This window comes from Neisseria polysaccharea, from assembly GCF_963392925.1.
Lineage (GTDB): Bacteria > Pseudomonadota > Gammaproteobacteria > Burkholderiales > Neisseriaceae > Neisseria > Neisseria polysaccharea.
In genome coordinates this window covers 31628-48477 of record NZ_CAUJNZ010000013.1, presented here as the reverse complement: position 1 = coordinate 48477, position 16850 = coordinate 31628, and the positions used below count along the sequence as shown (strand labels likewise).

19 protein-coding genes and 1 pseudogene are annotated in these 16850 nt (G+C 49.2%); 9 read left to right on the top strand and 11 right to left on the bottom strand.

The genetic code is table 11. The features are described 5' to 3' along the window. Positions 1-414: 414 nt before the first annotated feature. The gene (gene xseA, locus RDY34_RS08650; protein WP_025456749.1) at positions 415-1770 is read right to left on the bottom strand and encodes an exodeoxyribonuclease VII large subunit; all 1356 of its coding nucleotides are present in this window, start codon (positions 1768-1770) and stop codon (positions 415-417) included. A gap of 196 nt (positions 1771-1966) precedes the next feature. Between xseA and nadE the strand changes: the two genes are divergently transcribed. Beyond that, positions 1967-2788 carry an NAD(+) synthase gene (gene nadE / locus RDY34_RS08645; RefSeq protein WP_003751624.1) on the top strand — a complete coding sequence of 274 codons (822 nt, stop codon included), beginning with the start codon at positions 1967-1969 and terminating at the stop codon, positions 2786-2788. Positions 2789-2856: 68 nt separating this feature from the next. On the opposite strand, the gene dnrN is transcribed toward nadE, so the two are convergent. Further along, positions 2857-3330 carry an iron-sulfur cluster repair protein DnrN gene (dnrN, locus tag RDY34_RS08640; protein ID WP_115437514.1) on the bottom strand — a complete coding sequence of 158 codons (474 nt, stop codon included), beginning with the start codon at positions 3328-3330 and terminating at the stop codon, positions 2857-2859. 297 nt (positions 3331-3627) lie between these two features. On the opposite strand from dnrN, the gene trxA reads away from it, so the two are divergent. After that, on the top strand, positions 3628-3960 hold the full coding sequence (gene trxA, locus RDY34_RS08635) for a thioredoxin TrxA (protein ID WP_308074767.1): 333 nt from the start codon (positions 3628-3630) through the stop codon (positions 3958-3960). A gap of 285 nt (positions 3961-4245) precedes the next feature. Here the strand turns inward: trxA and RDY34_RS08630 are convergent, their stop codons facing one another. From RDY34_RS08630 to RDY34_RS08615, 4 genes are all read right to left on the bottom strand, one after another. Continuing rightward, positions 4246-4680 (bottom strand): hypothetical protein, encoded by a 435-nt coding sequence (locus tag RDY34_RS08630; RefSeq protein ID WP_003751633.1) that lies wholly within the window; start codon positions 4678-4680, stop codon positions 4246-4248. A 51-nt stretch (positions 4681-4731) separates the two neighbouring features. Continuing rightward, positions 4732-4872, bottom strand: a complete 141-nt coding sequence (locus RDY34_RS10710; RefSeq protein WP_500862366.1) for a toxin-activating lysine-acyltransferase — start codon at positions 4870-4872, stop codon at positions 4732-4734. Positions 4873-5053: 181 nt separating this feature from the next. Next, positions 5054-5533 carry an SMI1/KNR4 family protein gene (locus RDY34_RS08620; RefSeq protein WP_003751641.1) on the bottom strand — a complete coding sequence of 160 codons (480 nt, stop codon included), beginning with the start codon at positions 5531-5533 and terminating at the stop codon, positions 5054-5056. Between the two features lie 205 nt (positions 5534-5738). After that, positions 5739-6686: a class I SAM-dependent methyltransferase gene (locus RDY34_RS08615; protein ID WP_003751643.1), complete on the bottom strand. Its 948-nt coding sequence runs from the start codon at positions 6684-6686 to the stop codon at positions 5739-5741. Positions 6687-7016: 330 nt separating this feature from the next. On the opposite strand from RDY34_RS08615, the gene RDY34_RS08610 reads away from it, so the two are divergent. After that, a complete protein-coding gene (locus RDY34_RS08610; RefSeq protein WP_308073052.1) occupies positions 7017-8405 on the top strand; it encodes a DEAD/DEAH box helicase in 1389 nt (462 codons plus the stop codon). A gap of 644 nt (positions 8406-9049) precedes the next feature. Here the strand turns inward: RDY34_RS08610 and RDY34_RS08605 are convergent. Both RDY34_RS08605 and RDY34_RS08600 read right to left on the bottom strand, forming a co-directional pair. Then, on the bottom strand, positions 9050-9604 hold the full coding sequence (locus tag RDY34_RS08605; protein WP_304670196.1) for a hypothetical protein: 555 nt from the start codon (positions 9602-9604) through the stop codon (positions 9050-9052). Positions 9605-9688: 84 nt separating this feature from the next. Further along, positions 9689-10189 (bottom strand): hypothetical protein, encoded by a 501-nt coding sequence (locus tag RDY34_RS08600; RefSeq protein WP_304670195.1) that lies wholly within the window; start codon positions 10187-10189, stop codon positions 9689-9691. Between the two features lie 403 nt (positions 10190-10592). On the opposite strand from RDY34_RS08600, the gene RDY34_RS08595 reads away from it, so the two are divergent. Further along, complete coding sequence (locus RDY34_RS08595) at positions 10593-11786, top strand: aspartate aminotransferase family protein (RefSeq protein WP_308074768.1); 1194 nt, start codon at positions 10593-10595, stop codon at positions 11784-11786. A gap of 106 nt (positions 11787-11892) precedes the next feature. On the opposite strand, the gene clpX is transcribed toward RDY34_RS08595, so the two are convergent. Further along, positions 11893-13137, bottom strand: coding sequence for an ATP-dependent Clp protease ATP-binding subunit ClpX (gene clpX / locus RDY34_RS08590; RefSeq protein ID WP_308073049.1), 1245 nt, complete (start codon positions 13135-13137; stop codon positions 11893-11895). A 112-nt stretch (positions 13138-13249) separates the two neighbouring features. Further along, the gene (locus RDY34_RS08585; protein WP_007172853.1) at positions 13250-13705 is read right to left on the bottom strand and encodes a DUF4948 family protein; all 456 of its coding nucleotides are present in this window, start codon (positions 13703-13705) and stop codon (positions 13250-13252) included. A 252-nt stretch (positions 13706-13957) separates the two neighbouring features. Between RDY34_RS08585 and RDY34_RS08580 the strand changes: the two genes are divergently transcribed. The 5 genes and pseudogenes from RDY34_RS08580 to ruvX all read left to right on the top strand — a co-directional run bounded on the left by RDY34_RS08580 (position 13958) and on the right by ruvX (position 16186). After that, positions 13958-14572, top strand: coding sequence for a hypothetical protein (locus RDY34_RS08580; RefSeq protein ID WP_301817723.1), 615 nt, complete (start codon positions 13958-13960; stop codon positions 14570-14572). A 60-nt stretch (positions 14573-14632) separates the two neighbouring features. Beyond that, positions 14633-14905, top strand: a complete 273-nt coding sequence (locus tag RDY34_RS08575; protein WP_003752542.1) for an RHS repeat domain-containing protein — start codon at positions 14633-14635, stop codon at positions 14903-14905. Beyond that, positions 14847-15188, top strand: a pseudogene (locus RDY34_RS08570) (CreA family protein); the annotation flags it as partial. The gene RDY34_RS08575 and the pseudogene RDY34_RS08570, both read left to right, overlap by 59 nt. A gap of 1 nt (position 15189) precedes the next feature. Beyond that, a complete protein-coding gene (locus RDY34_RS08565; protein ID WP_003752538.1) occupies positions 15190-15738 on the top strand; it encodes a YqgE/AlgH family protein in 549 nt (182 codons plus the stop codon). Next, positions 15731-16186 (top strand): Holliday junction resolvase RuvX, encoded by a 456-nt coding sequence (gene ruvX / locus RDY34_RS08560; protein ID WP_003752535.1) that lies wholly within the window; start codon positions 15731-15733, stop codon positions 16184-16186. The genes RDY34_RS08565 and ruvX overlap by 8 nt, the downstream gene beginning before the upstream one ends. A 7-nt stretch (positions 16187-16193) precedes the next feature. Here the strand turns inward: ruvX and RDY34_RS08555 are convergent, their stop codons facing one another. Then, a complete protein-coding gene (locus tag RDY34_RS08555) occupies positions 16194-16850 on the bottom strand; it encodes a fumarylacetoacetate hydrolase family protein (protein ID WP_025456808.1) in 657 nt (218 codons plus the stop codon).

Below are 16850 nucleotides of genomic sequence, written 5' to 3'. Positions count from 1 at the left end.
TCGTCATTCCCGCGCAGGCGGGAATCCATCCACTTCGTTCGATTTCGTTTTTTTAAGTTTCGAGTAACTTCTGACTCGTCATTCCCGCGTAGGCGGGAATCCATCCAGTTCGTTCGATTTCGTTTTTTAAGTTTCGAGTAACTTCTGACTCGTCATTCCCACGTAGGCGGGAATCCATCCAGTTCGTTCGATTTCGTTTTTTAAGTTTCGAGTAACTTCTGACTCGTCATTCCCACGTAGGCGGGAATCTGTTTTTTTGAGTTTCAGTCATTTCTAATACATTCCCACCACTTTTCGCTTCCGGATTCCCGCTTTTGCGGGAATGACGAATTAAAGATTATCTTAAGGTCAAGGGACTGGATTCCCGCTTTCGCGGGAATGACGGCGGCGGGGGAGCGGTTTTTCCGATTGGGTTTAAATACAATCAAACAAATCCTGCTGCCCTTGTTCTTTGCTTACGCGCACGTCGGTTTCGCCGTCGGCAAAGGTAATGTGCAGCTTCTGCCCCTGCTTCAAAACATCGGCGTTGCGGATGACTTGTCCGCGTGTGTTTTTGACGACGGAAAAGCCGCGTTCCAGAATGTGCTGCGGCGAAACGGCTTCGAGCAATGCGGCTTGGGCAGCCAGACTTTGGCGGCGGCGGGCGAGCAATTGGCTGAAGGCGGCGGGCAATGCCGTCTGAAAGCGGTCGATGTTTTTTTTGCAAACGGAAATATCGGGGCGGCAATGTTGCAGGGCTTGGGTTTGGCGTTCAAAACGGGCGGTGTGGGCGCGGACGTTTTGCGTCATCGAGTAAGACAGGGTTTGCGCCAGTTTGTGGATGTAGGTGCGCTGTTCGTCGAGTTTTTGGCGCGGATGACGGATTTGCCGCGCCAGCCAGTCGAGTTTTTGGCTGGCATCGAAATAGCGTTGTTCCAAAACGGTTTTCAGACGGCCTTGCGCTTGGGCGAGGCGGTGCAGCGATTCTTGGCGGTTGGGGCTGACCAGTTCCGCCGCACCGGTCGGCGTGGGCGCGCGCATATCGACGACGAAGTCGGCGAGCGTGAAATCGGTTTCGTGGCCTATGCCGCTGACGACCGGAATCGTGCAGGCTTCAATGGCGCGTACGACCGGCTCTTCGTTAAACGCCCACAAGTCTTCAATGCTGCCGCCGCCGCGACAGACAATCAATACATCGCATTCGGCGCGTTGCGATGCGGTTTTAATCGCTTGGGCAATTTGCAATTCACTGCCCGTACCTTGAACGGGTGTCGGATAAACGATAACGGGAATTTCGGGCGCGCGGCGTTTCAAGGTGGTTACAACATCGCGCAATGCCGCCGCCGCCAAACTGGTTACGATGCCGATACATTGCGGTCGGGCAGGCAGAGGTTTTTTGCGTTCCGCCGCAAACGCGCCTTCCGCCTGCAACTGCGCCTTCAACCGCTCGTAGGCTTCGTAAAGCTGCCCCAAACCTTTGAGCCGTACTTCGTTCACGGTAATCTGAAATTCGCCCCGCGCCTCGTAAATGCTGATTTTGCCCGACACTTCGATATGGTCGCCTTCTTTCAAAGGCTTCGCCAAATGCGCTGCCGCACCTTTGAACATCGCGCAACGCACCTGCGCGCGGCTGTCTTTAAGCGAGAAATAATAATGTCCGCTGGCGGCGCGAGTCAGGTTGGACACTTCGCCCGCAATCCACAAACCGGCAAGGTGGTTTTCCAAAAGACTTTTGGCAAATGCGTTCAACTCGGAAACGGACAACACGTCAGAATGAAAAAAATCAGACATCGAATCAATCAAATAATAAAAAATATGAATGTGTTTTGAAGCCCAAGGCGACATCGGGCCGCCTAAATTGTCAACAATATTATAACACGCGCCATCTTGCCGCCCGCCTTTTCCCGTATGACTTTTTTAAGCGGGGAATGGGAAAAATATTCATCAACCCGCCCGCAATCTATTCAAATTGCACCGCCGGCAGGCTATGATGCGGATATTTTCAACAGGAGGAAAAATGGATACGCAGGCAGTTATCACACATATTGTCCGATGGTTGGACGAATACGCTGCTCAGGCAAATGCAAAAGGGTTTGTCGTGGGCGTTTCCGGCGGCATCGATTCCGCCGTCGTCTCCGCACTCGCCGCCCGCACCGGCCGCACCACGCTGCTTCTGGATATGCCGATACGCCAACACCACGACCAGCTTGAGCGGGCAAGGCGGCACATCCGCAACCTGCAAGGGCAATATGCCAATGTAAGCGCGCAAACGGTCGATTTGACCGACACCTTCCAGACCTTTGAACAAACCGTCGGCGTTCATCAGACGGCATTTGACAGTCAGCCGCTTTCCCTCGCCAACGCCAGAAGCCGCCTGCGTATGCTGACCCTGTACTACTACGGGCAGATACACGGACTGCTGGTTACGGGGACAGGTAATAAGATTGAAGATTTCGGCGTGGGATTTTTTACTAAATACGGCGACGGCGGCGTGGACATCAGCCCGATTGCCGACCTGACCAAAACCCAGGTTTACCGGCTTGCCGAAGCATTGGGCGTGGACGAGGCGATTCAAAAAGCCCCGCCGACCGACGGTCTGTGGGATACGGAACGCACCGACGAGGAACAGATGGGCGCAAGCTATCCCGAACTGGAGTGGGCAATGGGCGTGTACGGCACGCGCAAACCCGAAGATTTTGAAGGGCGGCAGCGCGAAGTTCTGAAAATCTATACGCGGCTGCACCGCGCGATGCAGCACAAAATCAACCCGATTCCCGTGTGCCGCATTCCGCCCGAATTGCTGGGCTGAAACATGAAAATGCCGTCTGAAACGGAAAACCGTATTTCAGACGGCATTGAAATATCCGGACGCGTCCCTTAAGAAGCAAGTACGCGGGCAAACAGAATATCGTTTTCCAAATGAATGTGGTCGTTCAAGTCGTCCACCATTTCTTTGACCAGCGCGTAAAGGCGCGTCCAGCTTCCGCAAGCCCCTTCGGGCGCGTGGAAATCATCGGTCAGCTCTTTGAGCCGTGCGATGGCGCGGTCGTGTTCTTCATGTTCGTGCATCATCACGCTGATGGGCATCGCCGCCCCCCGGCCGACACCCTGATTAATCATCGGAAACAGCATCCTTTCCTCTTTCATCATATGCATCAGCAGTTCGTTCTGCATATAGGCGAGCAGCCCGGCAATTTCCGCCGGAAAGGTATCGGCATGAACTTGGGCCACTTTTTGCGCCAGCGGTACCAATTCTTCAAATTGTGCACGGTGTACATTGTGGTAGCGTTGCAGGATATGATCAACAGTCGCACCAAAGGGAGCAGTTTCCCAAACGGAAAAATCAGTCATCGCAGTGTTCCTTTTATAGGGTTTCGGGTTTGGTTTTGAACATTCATACTTTAAGAATCTATTTAAACGGAGCATACACCGCCCGCGCGTTTATGTACAGCCTCAAACGTATTCCTTACATTTTGATAATAAAAGTAATTTTCAGAAATAAAATACTGTCCGAACCGTTTTTTAGAATTTGCAAAGGCGATTGGGGCGGTACAGAAAAACTATTATCCCGCCAGCCCACTTGAAATTTTTATGCCCAAGCCCTATCCTGCACGCTATCGTGCCAATCCCAACCGAAAAGGAAAAATAATGAGTAGCGAATTAATCGTACACACCGGCGATGCCGCTTTCGAGCAAGATGTTTTGAAATCCGACCTCCCCGTCCTGCTGGACTTTTGGGCTCCGTGGTGCGGCCCCTGCAAAATGATTGCCCCGATTTTGGACGACATTGCCGCCGAATTTGAAGGCCGTCTGAAAGTGGTTAAAATCAACATCGACGACAACGAAGACACCCCGTCCCGTTTCGGCGTGCGCGGCATTCCGACCCTGATGGTGTTCAAAAACGGCGAAGTCGTCGCCACCAAAGTCGGCGCATTGGCAAAAGGTCAGCTGACTGCCTTTGTCGAAGCCTCCATCGCCTGATAAAGCGCAATCGAAAAGCCGCCGGAAGATTCCGGCGGCTTTTTTTATTTTGACTGTGTTTTAATATAGTGTTGATAGACATACTTGGCTTCAAGGTATTCAACAGGATAGGTTTATTCCTAACCGGAAAATAATTGTCTTTTCCCTTGAAAATAATTGAAATCAACAGATTACTAAAACACAGCCAAACAAAAAAGTAAGTGTAAGTGGTTTTAAGGCTGCCTGAAAATAAGTAAAAAGCAAAGCAAGGAACGCGTGGGTGTAAGCACCATCTACCATGTACGTTCACGCTTTATTTTCATAATAATCTGTTACTGCTTTTGGTGAAAGCGGGGCATTGCATCGATTACAATAATGAATAAATGGAACTACTCCTTGATTGCAAGCTATTTCTTGATTATCGACGCTGATTACTTTCCCATTAAACTGTTTTTGAAATCTGTGGCAATAGGGGCAAATAGTTAAAAAAACTGTAGAAATCACACTATATACACCGAGCAATACAAATAACAGCATGAGCCAATCCATTAATTCATTGAAGTTAGAAATATGAAGAATTTGATATTTCTGTAAAAAAACCAATAATCCCATAAAACCTGTATAAAAATATACAATTTTTGATGGTATTAATCTTCGTTGGAATCTTACGGCGATTTTTAGCTCACTCTCTTTGTTTTCAGGCTTAAATGGCATAATTTTGTCATAGTTATTCGTATCCATTGCTTATTTCCTTTTGCTTGGTTTTTCCGGTGAGTTGATTTTCTTTTTTTTTTACACAGGCAACACATAAGCCATCATCTCCGCAATAGACACTTGGCGATGCTTAGGCGACTGATACCACAACCAAGTGATAGCACCGGGTGCTTCGCTTTCGTTATATGGCTCACTGGGATAGAGCTTGGGTGAGAGGATGTTTAGGGGGGAGTGGGCATAGTTTAGGGTTACGATTAGTTAAAGTAAAAAGGAAAGGTAAGTGGTTTTAAGGAGCCTGAAACGGAGTTCAGCGAAACCAAAACCGCGTGTGCATGAATGCACATCCTACCATTTCACTTTTTTGGTTGGTTACACAGGCTATGCTGGTTAGTAGTGCCAGTTAATCTACATCTTGATAAAGTTTATCTATAAAACTATCAAAATCAGGTGCGATGGGAACTGTAATCATCTTGGTATTACCTAGTTCATCTTCGTAAAATTCATCATGATACATAAGTACGATGGATGGATTACTTGAATTTTTACGATAATCAAAACAAATATAATCGCCATTTGCACTTATTCCAAATGCAACAACTTGGTTTCCATAGCCATATTCATCATCAATGCATGAATAGGTATAGATATTTTCATGACAGGAGGCATCTTTTTTATATCCTAAAAATAAAATATTTCTGTCATCTGTATTCTTATTATTATCAATAAAAATAAAACAATCTTCTTCGGGATATAAATAATCATGTTCACTTATCAAATATATATACGATCTAGGGAATGTTACACCTAAATTTTCTGCAAATTTTTCAATGATTAAAGCAGAAACTTTTCCTTCATCTCTCCAGATATTTAATTTTTTCATTATTCATTTCCTTGATTAACGTCCTTTTTTTAATACATTTTGACCAGTATGTCTAACTGCATTAGGCTGTGTTTTAATATAGTGTTGATAAGCGTACTTGGCTTCAATATATTCAACAGGATAGGTTTATTCCTAACCAGAAAATAATTGTCTTTTCCCTTGCAAATAATTGAAATCAACAGATTACTAAAACACAGCCTTTATTTTAAGCCTTTTTACGGATTTCCCAGCACCTATGGATTTTTTTGTTGCGGAAATCTTCGGGAACGGATTGTTTGGAAATGTCTTTTACGGCGTATTGTTCCGATACCAAGTCGTCTAAGACGAAGCTGCGCAGGTTGTTGGAAAAGTACAAAATGCCGTCTGAAGCGAGCAGCTTCACCGCGCCGTCAATCAGCTTTTTGTGATCGCGCTGAATGTCGAGGATGTCGGACATTTTCTTGCTGTTGGAAAAACTGGGCGGGTCCATCACAATGAGGTCGAACTGCCTGCCTTCCCCATATGCCGTCTGAAGGTATTGGAACACGTCGGCGCGGACGATTTTGTGCCGTTCTGTATCGATGCCGTTCAATTCAAAATTGCGTTTCGCCCAATCGAGATAAGTGTTGGACAAATCGACAGTTTCGCTGGATGCCGCGCCGCCGGTGGCGGCATAGACGGTGAAGCTGCCAGTGTAGGAAAACAGGTTTAAAAAACGTTTGCCCGCCGCCGTTTCGCCGACTTTTTTGCGCGTGTTTCGATGATCCAAAAAAAGCCCCGTATCCAAATACTTATCAAGGTTGACCCAAAACTTGCGGCCGTTTTCGGTGATGACGAAATCGTCGCCGGTTTTGCCGGTTTTCTCGTATTGCTGTAAGCCTTTTTGGCGTTCGCGGCGTTTGAGGTGGATTTGTTCGGGTGCAAAACCGGTAACGAAGGCGACGGCTTCCAATACTTCGGTAAGCCACGCTTCATATTCTTCGGGCTGCATCAGCCAGCCGGTATCGTATTCCTGAAGGTGGATTTGGTCGCCGTAAACATCGACAGCGAAGGGGAATTGGGGGATGTCGCGGTCGTAAATGCGCCAGGCTTCGATGCCGTTGCGTTTCGCCCATTTCATAAGGTGTTTGATGTTTTTGCCCAAGCGGTTGGCAAACGGTGTGATGTCGGTCATTGATTTCAGGCGGAATAAAGTGGAAAACGGCAATTTTACTGTAATTAACGCCCGATTGCTTGACCGTTTCGGGCAAACCCTATACCATCCGCCGCTTATCTTGTTATACGAAGCCATCGCCTTCCAACCTAAACCGCCCTTACTGGCGCGTTTCTTTTGTTGCTTGCATATTTGTCAAGCCTTTCTGTGCAGGTTGTCGTCGATGTAAACCACAAGCAAGCCGCTTGCGACAACCCTGTAACTTCACATTCCCCGTATCGTTACTTTCCTTTGCTTCAGGTCGTCTGAGAACCGTTCAGACGTGCGCGTTGTTGTCTCTTTAGGATAGCCATGTCTATTAAATTTGCCGATTTGAACCTTGATAAAAACATTTTGTCCGCCGTGAGCAGCGAGGGTTACGAAAGCCCGACCCCGATTCAGGCGCAAGCCATTCCGTTTGCTTTGGAAGGCCGCGACATTATGGCTTCGGCACAAACCGGCTCCGGCAAAACCGCCGCCTTCCTGCTGCCGACGTTGCAGCGGCTGACCAAACGCAGCGAAAAACCGGGCAAAGGCCCGCGCGCGTTGGTGTTGACGCCGACCCGCGAATTGGCGGCGCAAGTCGAGAAAAACGCGCTGGCGTACGCCAAAAATATGCGTTGGTTCCGCACCGTCAGCATCGTCGGCGGCGCATCGTTCGGCTACCAAACCCGTGCCCTGAGCAAGCCGGTTGACCTGATTGTTGCCACGCCGGGCCGTCTGATGGACTTGATGCAAAGCGGCAAAGTCGATTTTGACCGCTTGGAAGTGCTGATTTTGGACGAAGCTGACCGTATGTTGGACATGGGCTTTATCGACGACATTGAAACCATCGTCGAAGCCACCCCGACTGACCGTCAGACTTTATTGTTCTCCGCCACTTGGGATGGCGCGGTCGGCAAACTCGCGCGCAAACTGACCAAAGACCCTGAAGTCATCGAAGTCGAACGCGTGGACGACCAAGGCAAAATCGAAGAACAGCTGCTTTATTGCGACGATATGCGCCACAAAAACCGCCTGCTCGACCACATCCTGCGCGACGCAAACATCGACCAATGCGTGATTTTCACGTCCACCAAAGCCATGACCGAAGTCATCGCGGATGAATTGTACGAAAAAGGTTTCGCCGCCAACTGCCTGCACGGCGATATGCCGCAAGGCTGGCGCAACCGCACGCTGATGGATTTGCGCAAAGGCCGCTGCAAAATTTTGGTTGCCACCGACGTTGCCGCACGCGGTATCGACGTACCGACCATTACCCACGTCATCAACTACGACCTGCCGAAACAGGCGGAAGACTACGTCCACCGCATCGGCCGTACAGGTCGCGCAGGCCGCACGGGTATTGCGATTACCTTCGCCGAAGTGAACGAATACGTCAAAGTGCACAAAATCGAAAAATACATTAACCGCAAATTGCCCGAACTGACCATCGAAGGCATGGAACCGACACGCAAACGCAAACCGGCCGGCGGCAAACCGAAAGGCAAAGGCGGCTGGGGCGAACGCAAATCCGGCGGTTGGCGCGGCGATAAAAAACCGGGCAAAGAAGACTTCGGCGGCAAAACGCGCGGCGAAGGTTTCAAGAAAGAAGGCTTTAAGAAAGACGGTTTCAAAAAAAACGGCGAAGGCTTCAAAGGCAAACGCAAAGCCGGCGATTCTTTTGCAGGCAAAAGCGAACGCCGTTACAAAGACCGCTAAGCCCCAACCTGCCGCATAAACCAATGCCGTCTGAAACCGATTTCGAGTTTCAGACGGCATTTTTGCAATGTTTCAGCACCGCCCCGCTTTGATACCCAAAGGATTAATCTGCAATATAGTGGATTAAATTTAAACCAGTACGGCGTTGCCTCGCCTTAGCTCAAAGAGAACGATTCTCTAAGGTGCTGAAGCACCAAGTGAATCGGTTCCGTACTATCTGTACTGTCTGCGGCTTCGTCGCCTTGTCCTGATTTTTGTTAATCCACTATAAAAACCCTTTTCCGCTTTGGCAACGATTGAAATTTTCTGTAAATTCAAATATCTAGATTCCTTCCTGCACGGGAATGACACGGAAGGGTTTCAGATGCAGGGTGGGCATTCCTGCCCACCAAATCCCGCCCTTGCAACGGTGGGCAAGAATGCTCGCCCTACGGCTTGACTGTTCGATATGATGCCGTCTGAAAACCCAACGGCGGCATGACAATGCCGCCCTGCCAACGCACGTAAATCAGAATTGCCATCCCGACATCAAACGCTTGGAAAGGAAATGCCGTCTGAAAATCAAACAGCGACATAACAATGCCCCCTCAAACAAATACAAAAATGCCGTCTGAAAGCCCTTCAGACGGCATGGCGCGACGGGTTTACCGCCTCCTGCCGAAACCGCGCATGGCCGGTCGGCGGTAATTGGCGGGCGGGCGCGTTGTCGGGCGGTAACGCTGCGCCTGCGCCGCCTGTTGTTCTGCACGGAGGCTGCGCGTGTTCAAATCCCTGCTGGTGCGCGCATTGGGATGTGCGGACTGATGGTAGGCGGCACGCGCGCGACGGGCGACGGGGCTGTCTTGGTTGCCCGCCCGTGTGAATTTGTTTGCCAGCGCGTTGCCGATAAACGCGCCTGCCGCCGCGCCGACCAGGCTTTGCAGCAGCCAGCTTCCTGTCGATTGGTCGTAAATATACTGCTGCCCGTCTTTGCCGGTAACGGGCTGACCGTTATTGCCGTTTGCCTGTGCTTCGGCAGGAATGGTGTCTTTGACTGCTTCGGGAGTCAGTTGGTAAACCGTATCGTCTGCCTGCTGTGCGAGCTGCTGTTGCAGGGCTTCAATCTGTTTCTGCTGCTGCTCAAGCCGCGCCTGTGTGTCGTCTTGGCAGGCGGTAAGTACGAATGTTGCGATAAGCGCGGAGGCGATGATTTTTTTCATGTGTATCCTGTTTGGGTGGAAAATCGGTTTTATTGTATCGCCGTCGGGAATTTTGGCAAGCATTCTGCCGGCAAATCGTGATGTTTACAGGGGCAGGGTGTGCAATTTGCGGACAAATGCGAGGCTGTTGGCGACTGGGTTGCCTTTGTTTTCGACTTCGTGTTCGGTTTCTACGGTCAGCAGGCGGCGGTTTTTGTGTTTGTTCAGGCCCAATTCGGCTTGTGCGGGTGTGAAAAACAGGCGGTGTTTTTCGGCAAAGCGGCGGGCGCGCTTGTTTGCGGTTTTCAAAATCTGAAGCAGCGATACGTCCAGATGAAAGCGTCGCACACCCAATACGAGAATCCGTGCGGCAAAAAAATCGGCGGCATCGGTAAACTCGGCGGGGCTGCTGCGGCTGAAGTCGTGCCGTTCGGCGGCTATCAGGGCGGCAACGGTGCGGATTTGCGGAATCATCGATTCGCTGATGAGTGTGTCATCCCGCCCTGCATCGAGAAGCATGGGGGAAAAATCCTGTGCATCATCGACAATAATGCTGCAAGTGTGCAGGGTTTCGTTTTGTACGGCGGTTTGGGGCATTGCATTCATGGTCATTTTCCTGATTCTGTCGTGTGTTGCCGAATCGGGCGACCTGTGTGAAGATAACAAAAAAGCCGCCCCGTTTTCGAGCGGCCTGTTTTGCGTATGGGATGGATTTCAAGCAAGCGCAAAAAAGTACCGCACGTCTGTGTGGTACCAATAGCAGTAAGCGGTTGTAAACATTTTGCCTTGCATGATGAAATGCCGTCTGAAGATAAAAACATTGGGGAGAGTCTAAATCAAAACGCTGCCTCACCTCAAGCATTTTATCGAATTTTTTTTGATTTTTCATCTATCTGATTGAAAATATTCTGGTTTATTTTTACCGCTGCCCGATATTGTCGGCAATTTCCCTTTATCCGCCTTGAAAAACGGTGCATAATCCCGAACAAAACCGCAATCAGGAGCAATTATGCAAAACTATCTGACCCCCAATTTCGCCTTTGCCCCGATGATTCCCGAACGCGCTTCAGGCAGCCGCGTTTGGGATACGGAAGGGCGTGAATATATTGATTTTTCAGGCGGTATCGCCGTTAACGCGCTGGGACACTGCCACCCTGCCCTTGTCGATGCTTTAAACGCGCAGATGCACAAGCTGTGGCACATTTCCAATATCTATACGACGCGGCCGGCACAGGAATTGGCGCAAAAATTGGTTGCAAACAGTTTTGCCGACAAGGTTTTTTTCTGCAACTCGGGCGCGGAAGCGAATGAGGCGGCGTTGAAGCTGGCAAGGAAATATGCGCGCGACCGTTTCGGCGGAGGCAAAAGCGAAATCGTCGCCTGTATCAACAGTTTCCACGGACGCACGCTGTTTACCGTGTCCGTCGGCGGCCAGCCGAAATACAGCAAGGATTATGCACCGCTGCCCCAAGGCATTACGCACGTTCCGTTCAACGATATTGCCGCGCTGGAAGCTGCCGTCGGCGAACAGACCTGCGCGGTCATCATCGAGCCGATACAGGGCGAAAGCGGCATCCTGCCCGCCACTGCGGAATATTTGCAGGCGGCACGCCGTCTGTGCGACCGGCACAATGCGTTATTGATTTTGGACGAAGTTCAAACCGGGATGGGGCATACGGGCAGGCTGTTTGCCTATGAACATTACGGCATTGTTCCCGATATTTTGAGTTCGGCAAAAGCCTTGGGCTGCGGCTTTCCGATCGGCGCGATGCTGGCGACAGAAAAGATTGCCGCCGCCTTCCAACCCGGCACGCACGGATCGACTTTCGGCGGCAACCCGATGGCGTGTGCGGTCGGCAGCCGCGTCTTCGACATCATCAACGCGCCGGAAACCTTGCACAACGTCCGCAGTCAGGGGCAGAAACTTCAGACGGCATTGCGGTCTTTGGGAGAACAAACGGGCGTGTTTAAGCAAGTTCGCGGGATGGGGCTGCTGCTCGGCTGCGTGTTGGATGCACCTTATCGCGGACGCGCATCCGAAATCGTCGCCGCCGCCTTGAAACACGGCGTGATGATTTTGGTTGCAGGTGCGGACGTATTGCGTTTCGCGCCTTCGCTGCTGTTGAACGATGAGGATATGGCGGAAGGTTTGGCGCGTCTGGAACACGCGCTGACGGAATTTGCCGCCGCAAACCGCGCTTAGGCAGAAAACAGATGCCGTCTGAAGGCGGGAAGGCTTCAGACGGCATCAGAAACAAAAAACCGCTTCGGAAACGTGGTTCGGCGTTCCGAAGCAGTTTTGCTTGCCATCAGGACTCGAACACCAATTCCGGTTCCCTGCCCTCTTCGATAACTGCCTTACCGACCACCACTTTTTTCAAGCCTTGCAAATCGGGCAGGCGGTACATGGTATCCAACAGGCAGCGTTCGACGATGGAACGCAGGCCGCGCGCGCCGGTTTTGCGCTCCATTGCCTGCCGCGCGATGGAACGCAATGCGCCTTCTTCAAATTCCAACTCGACATTTTCCATACCGAACAAAGCTTGGTACTGCTTGACCAAAGCATTTTTCGGCTCGGTCAAAATATTAATCAGCGCGTCCTCATCCAGTTCTTCTAAAGTTGCAATCACAGGCAAACGTCCGATTAATTCCGGAATCAGGCCGAATTTGATTAAATCTTCCGGTTCGACGATGCCGAACAGTTTGGTAATGTCGGCATTTTCGTCCTTGCTGTGAACGGACGCGCCGAAACCTATACCGCCTTTCTCTGTGCGCTGACGGATTACTTTTTCCAAACCTGCAAACGCGCCGCCGCAGATAAACAGGATGTTGGTGGTATCGACGTTGATAAATTCCTGATTCGGATGCTTGCGGCCGCCTTGGGGCGGAACACTTGCCACCGTGCCTTCAATCAGTTTCAGCAAGGCTTGCTGCACGCCTTCGCCGGACACGTCGCGCGTGATGGACGGATTGTCGCTTTTGCGCGAAATTTTGTCGATTTCGTCGATATAGACAATGCCGCGTTGGGCTTTTTCGACATCAAAATCGCATTTGCCCAAGAGCTTGGTGATGATTTGCTCGACATCTTCGCCGACATAACCTGCTTCAGTCAGCGTGGTTGCATCCGCCATCACGAACGGTACGTCCAGTTTACGCGCCAAAGATTGCGCCAGCAGGGTTTTACCCGATCCGGTCGGGCCGATAAGCAGGATGTTGGATTTCGACAATTCGACATTAGCTCCGGCTTTCGGGTGGCGCAGGCGTTTGTAATGGTTGTACACCGACACCGCCAAGGCTTTCTTGGCTTGTTCCTGACCGATAACGTGGTCGTTAAGGTTGGCGACGATTTCGGCGGGTGTGGGCAGCTTGCCGGGCTCTTCCGATGTCTGTCCGACACTTTCCGAAGACGTGCCGTCATTTCCGTCTTCATACAATATTTCAATACAGTTTGAGACGCACTCGTCGCAGATAAAGGCGTTTTCGCCCTCAATTAAATGTTTGACGTGTGATTTGGATTTTCCGCAAAAGGAACAGGTACGGTTTTCGTTGGACATGGCTTTCTTTATAATGTATGCGTTGCAGAAACGGCACGCGCCGTTCGGGTTGCCAAGTATAATAACTATATCCGTGCTTATCAATATAAAAGAATAGCATACATCTCAAGAATCAATTCTCTCGACTGAGATGTATATACCAACCATTTTTTATAGGACGATATAACTCTATATTTGCAGAATATCTTTGAGCAACTTGATCCAAATCTTCCTCCGTAATTCTTTCTACGATATACATTTCAGTGCTGGGATCTAAGGCAACCTCTTTATCGTAGTTCTTTATATGGTCCTCAAGATTTGGAGTATAGACATACTCCTTGTACCCTCCGCTGATAGAAACACCCCATGTATGAAAGAGCAAGCATACTTCTGATATCCCATCATACTGTATACTAATAATATCCAGTCTCTTGATTAAAGAGTCCAATTCCTTTTTATCTTTAGATGAAATAACATAGGCTGTACTATCTGTTTCGTCATAAGGGGGATAATGAAATCCATCGTACTTAACAGAAATTTTTCTCAATCTCTCAAATTCAGACTCGTAGAGATTGAAATGCTCTAACATTTGATGATCTGACGACACATTATTTCTTGTACACCCAAAAAGCAAAAAAATGAATGTAATTAAAAAGAATATTAATGATTTAGGCATTTCTTGATATTTACAGGTTTGTTATCTTGATAAGATTTATAGATTTCATCTAAGATAACTTGAGCCGTTAAGAAAGAAGGAGTTCCTCCATATCTATTATATAGTCTGAAACCTATTTTGATAGCTTCATTATATCTATAAAGGAAATTTTAAAGTACACCCATAATGGAAAAAATGTTTTATCAAATTAGCGACCCCACACAAAATGTTCCCGAAGGAGATGACATTTGGATAGATCAATTGAAACAAGAGAATATAATGTGCGATTGTGGAAATATCATTAAACATACAGCAATTGATGTCTTTCTAAATGAAAAAATAAAAAAAAGTTTTGCTCCAATTACCTACGCAAGAGGTACATTTATTGGAATGTTACATAAAGATATTGTTTCATTACTGGGCATTCAAAATATTGAGAATGTATATTTTGTAGGAAAGGTTTATGATGTAAACAAAACTGTATCCAAAGAATACATTTCAGTTGTTCCAAAATTTAGAATTTATATAAGGGGAGGGAAAGAATCAACTTGTAGTATATGTGAAAAGTGCGGAGTCGTTTTATATTTTCCTTTGCCATTAAATAGTTGGTATATTGTGGATAAATCTATCCCAAATCTCACTTTCTTTCCAAGCGCTTTAACAGGTATTATTGTGAATGACGAAATTTTAAAACAAATAAAAAAATCAGGAATTAAAAGAATTGGATATGAAAAATTGCCAGTATTAAAAGAAGCAATTGATGGTCACAATAGTTGTTTTGGGGCTTTGCCACCGGAATAATGACCTTTTCGGCAAAATCAAGAGTACTCGCAATGTCTTAGTTCCCTCAATGACAAGTAATTGCAGGCTCATTATGGCTGGCAGGAGGGAGATACCGCCTACGAGTGGTACGGCAACGGCATGCTCAGGAGCGTACGCACACCCGAAGGTGCCACCATAAGGTTTGAGTACGATGCCTTGGGCAGGCGTATCCTTAAAGAGACGCACGACACATGCCATCGCTATGCCTGGGACGGCAACGTGCTTCTGCATGAGTGGAGCATGACAGGCGGGAGAAGACGCGTCCGACGCATCGGTTTCGTGCGTTCAGACGGCATCTTCGATTTCTTTTGATGAAACCGCCGTGCGCAAACCGAAAGAAGTTTTCAAGCACGGTACGAGCTTCGCGTTCAAGAGTCGGCAGATTATCCGTTATTATAATCCGAAACGTAAAACTTTCGCTTATTTGGTTTACAGCGATAAAATCGTCCAAGGCTCGCCGAAAAATTCCTTAAGCGCGGTTTCCTGTTTCGGCAGCAACCTGCAAACCAATATGCCTCAAGCGGGCACTTCCGGCAAAATGCTTGCTGGCGCCTGCATTATTTCCAACCCGATAGAAAATCCCGACAAACGCTGATATGAACCTGTCCAACCACTTTCTCGTCGCCATGCCCGATATGGAAGACGCGTTTTTTGCACAATCGGTCGTCTATATCTGCAAACACGATGAAGACGGCGCACTCGGCATCGCCATCAACAAACCCTCTCCGATTACGATGGACATGATTTTTTCCGCCACCGGCAAAAACATCCCTTTCCGAATGCAGCACGACAGCGTGATGATGGGCGGCCCGGTGCAAGTCGAGCGAGGTTATGTCGTGCATACCCCGATCGGCAACTGGCAAAGCAGTATCGGCGTTTCGGACAATATCGCGCTGACTTCTTCCCGAGACGTGATTGAAAATATTTCACGCGAAGGCGCGGTTGACAAAATATTAATCAGTATCGGCTATTCAAGCTGGGGAAAAGGCCAGCTCGAACGCGAACTTGCCGACAATGCGTGGCTGACCGTTCCCGCCGACGAACATATCCTGTTCGACATCCCCTACGAACACCGTTACGCCGCCGCATTCGCCAAACTCGGCATCGACCCGCTCGCCCTGTCTTCGGGAGCCGGTCATGCATAAAATTCCAAAAGGAACGGCACTGGCATTCGACTTCGGCGAAGCGCGCATCGGCGTGGCACAGGGCGATGCGGAATTGGGGCTGTCCCATCCGCTGGCCACCGTTACCGGCAGCAGCAACGATGAAAAATTCGCGGCAATCGCCAAGCTGGTTCAAGAATGGCAGCCGCGTTATTTTGTCGTCGGACTGCCCGTGCATACCGACGGCACGGAACACGAAATGACGCACCTGTCGCGCAAGTTCGGACGCAGGCTGCACGGCAGATTCGGGCTTCCTGTCTATTGGGTGGACGAACGCCTCTCGTCCGTCTACGCGGAAGGCTTGCTTTCAGAAGCACAAGTTTTTGGCAAAAAAAGGAAATCCGTTCTCGACCAAGTAGCCGCACAGGCAATCCTGCAAAGTTTCTTCGAAGGTGGTTCGGAAGAATTTTTCAACGGACGCAACGAATAAGTCTGCCTTATTTTCGGGCTACCGTAAAAAAAGCTTCTGCAAGCCCGTCCAATTCCAGTTCCAATCTGTCCCCCTCGCTGATTTTCCCTACACCTGAAGGTGTTCCGGTAAATACCAGATCACCTTTTTTCAAGCCATAGGACAAAACCAGCTCGCATAAAACCATCCTGAGCGGGTAAATCATCATTTCCGTGTTGCCCCGCTGCCTCAATATACCGTTCTGCCTCAATGAAAAAAAGAAGGGTTGGCAGGAAACCTTGCTCGCCGCCACGAAGTCCGAAACACATGCAGAATGCCTAAATCCCTTTGCCTTCAACCAAGGCAGCCCTTTTTCCTTCAGACGGCATTGGATATCCCGTGCCGTAAGGTCCAACCCTACACCATATCCTGCGACACATCCCAAAATATCTTCACCCTCGCCCATGCCGTCTGAATCCTTACCGACCAGCAACACAAGCTCGCACTCAAACTGCACATCCCTACTGAACTCGGGCAGCAAGATTGTACCGCCGCTGTTCAAAATGCTGCCTGACGGCTTCATAAACACCACAGGTTCGGAAGGTATTTCGTTTTTTAACTCTTCGATATGGGCGGCATAATTCCTGCCGATGCAGAAAATATTGCCGACCTCGACTGCTTCTCCTTCTAAAAATACTGAAGCCAC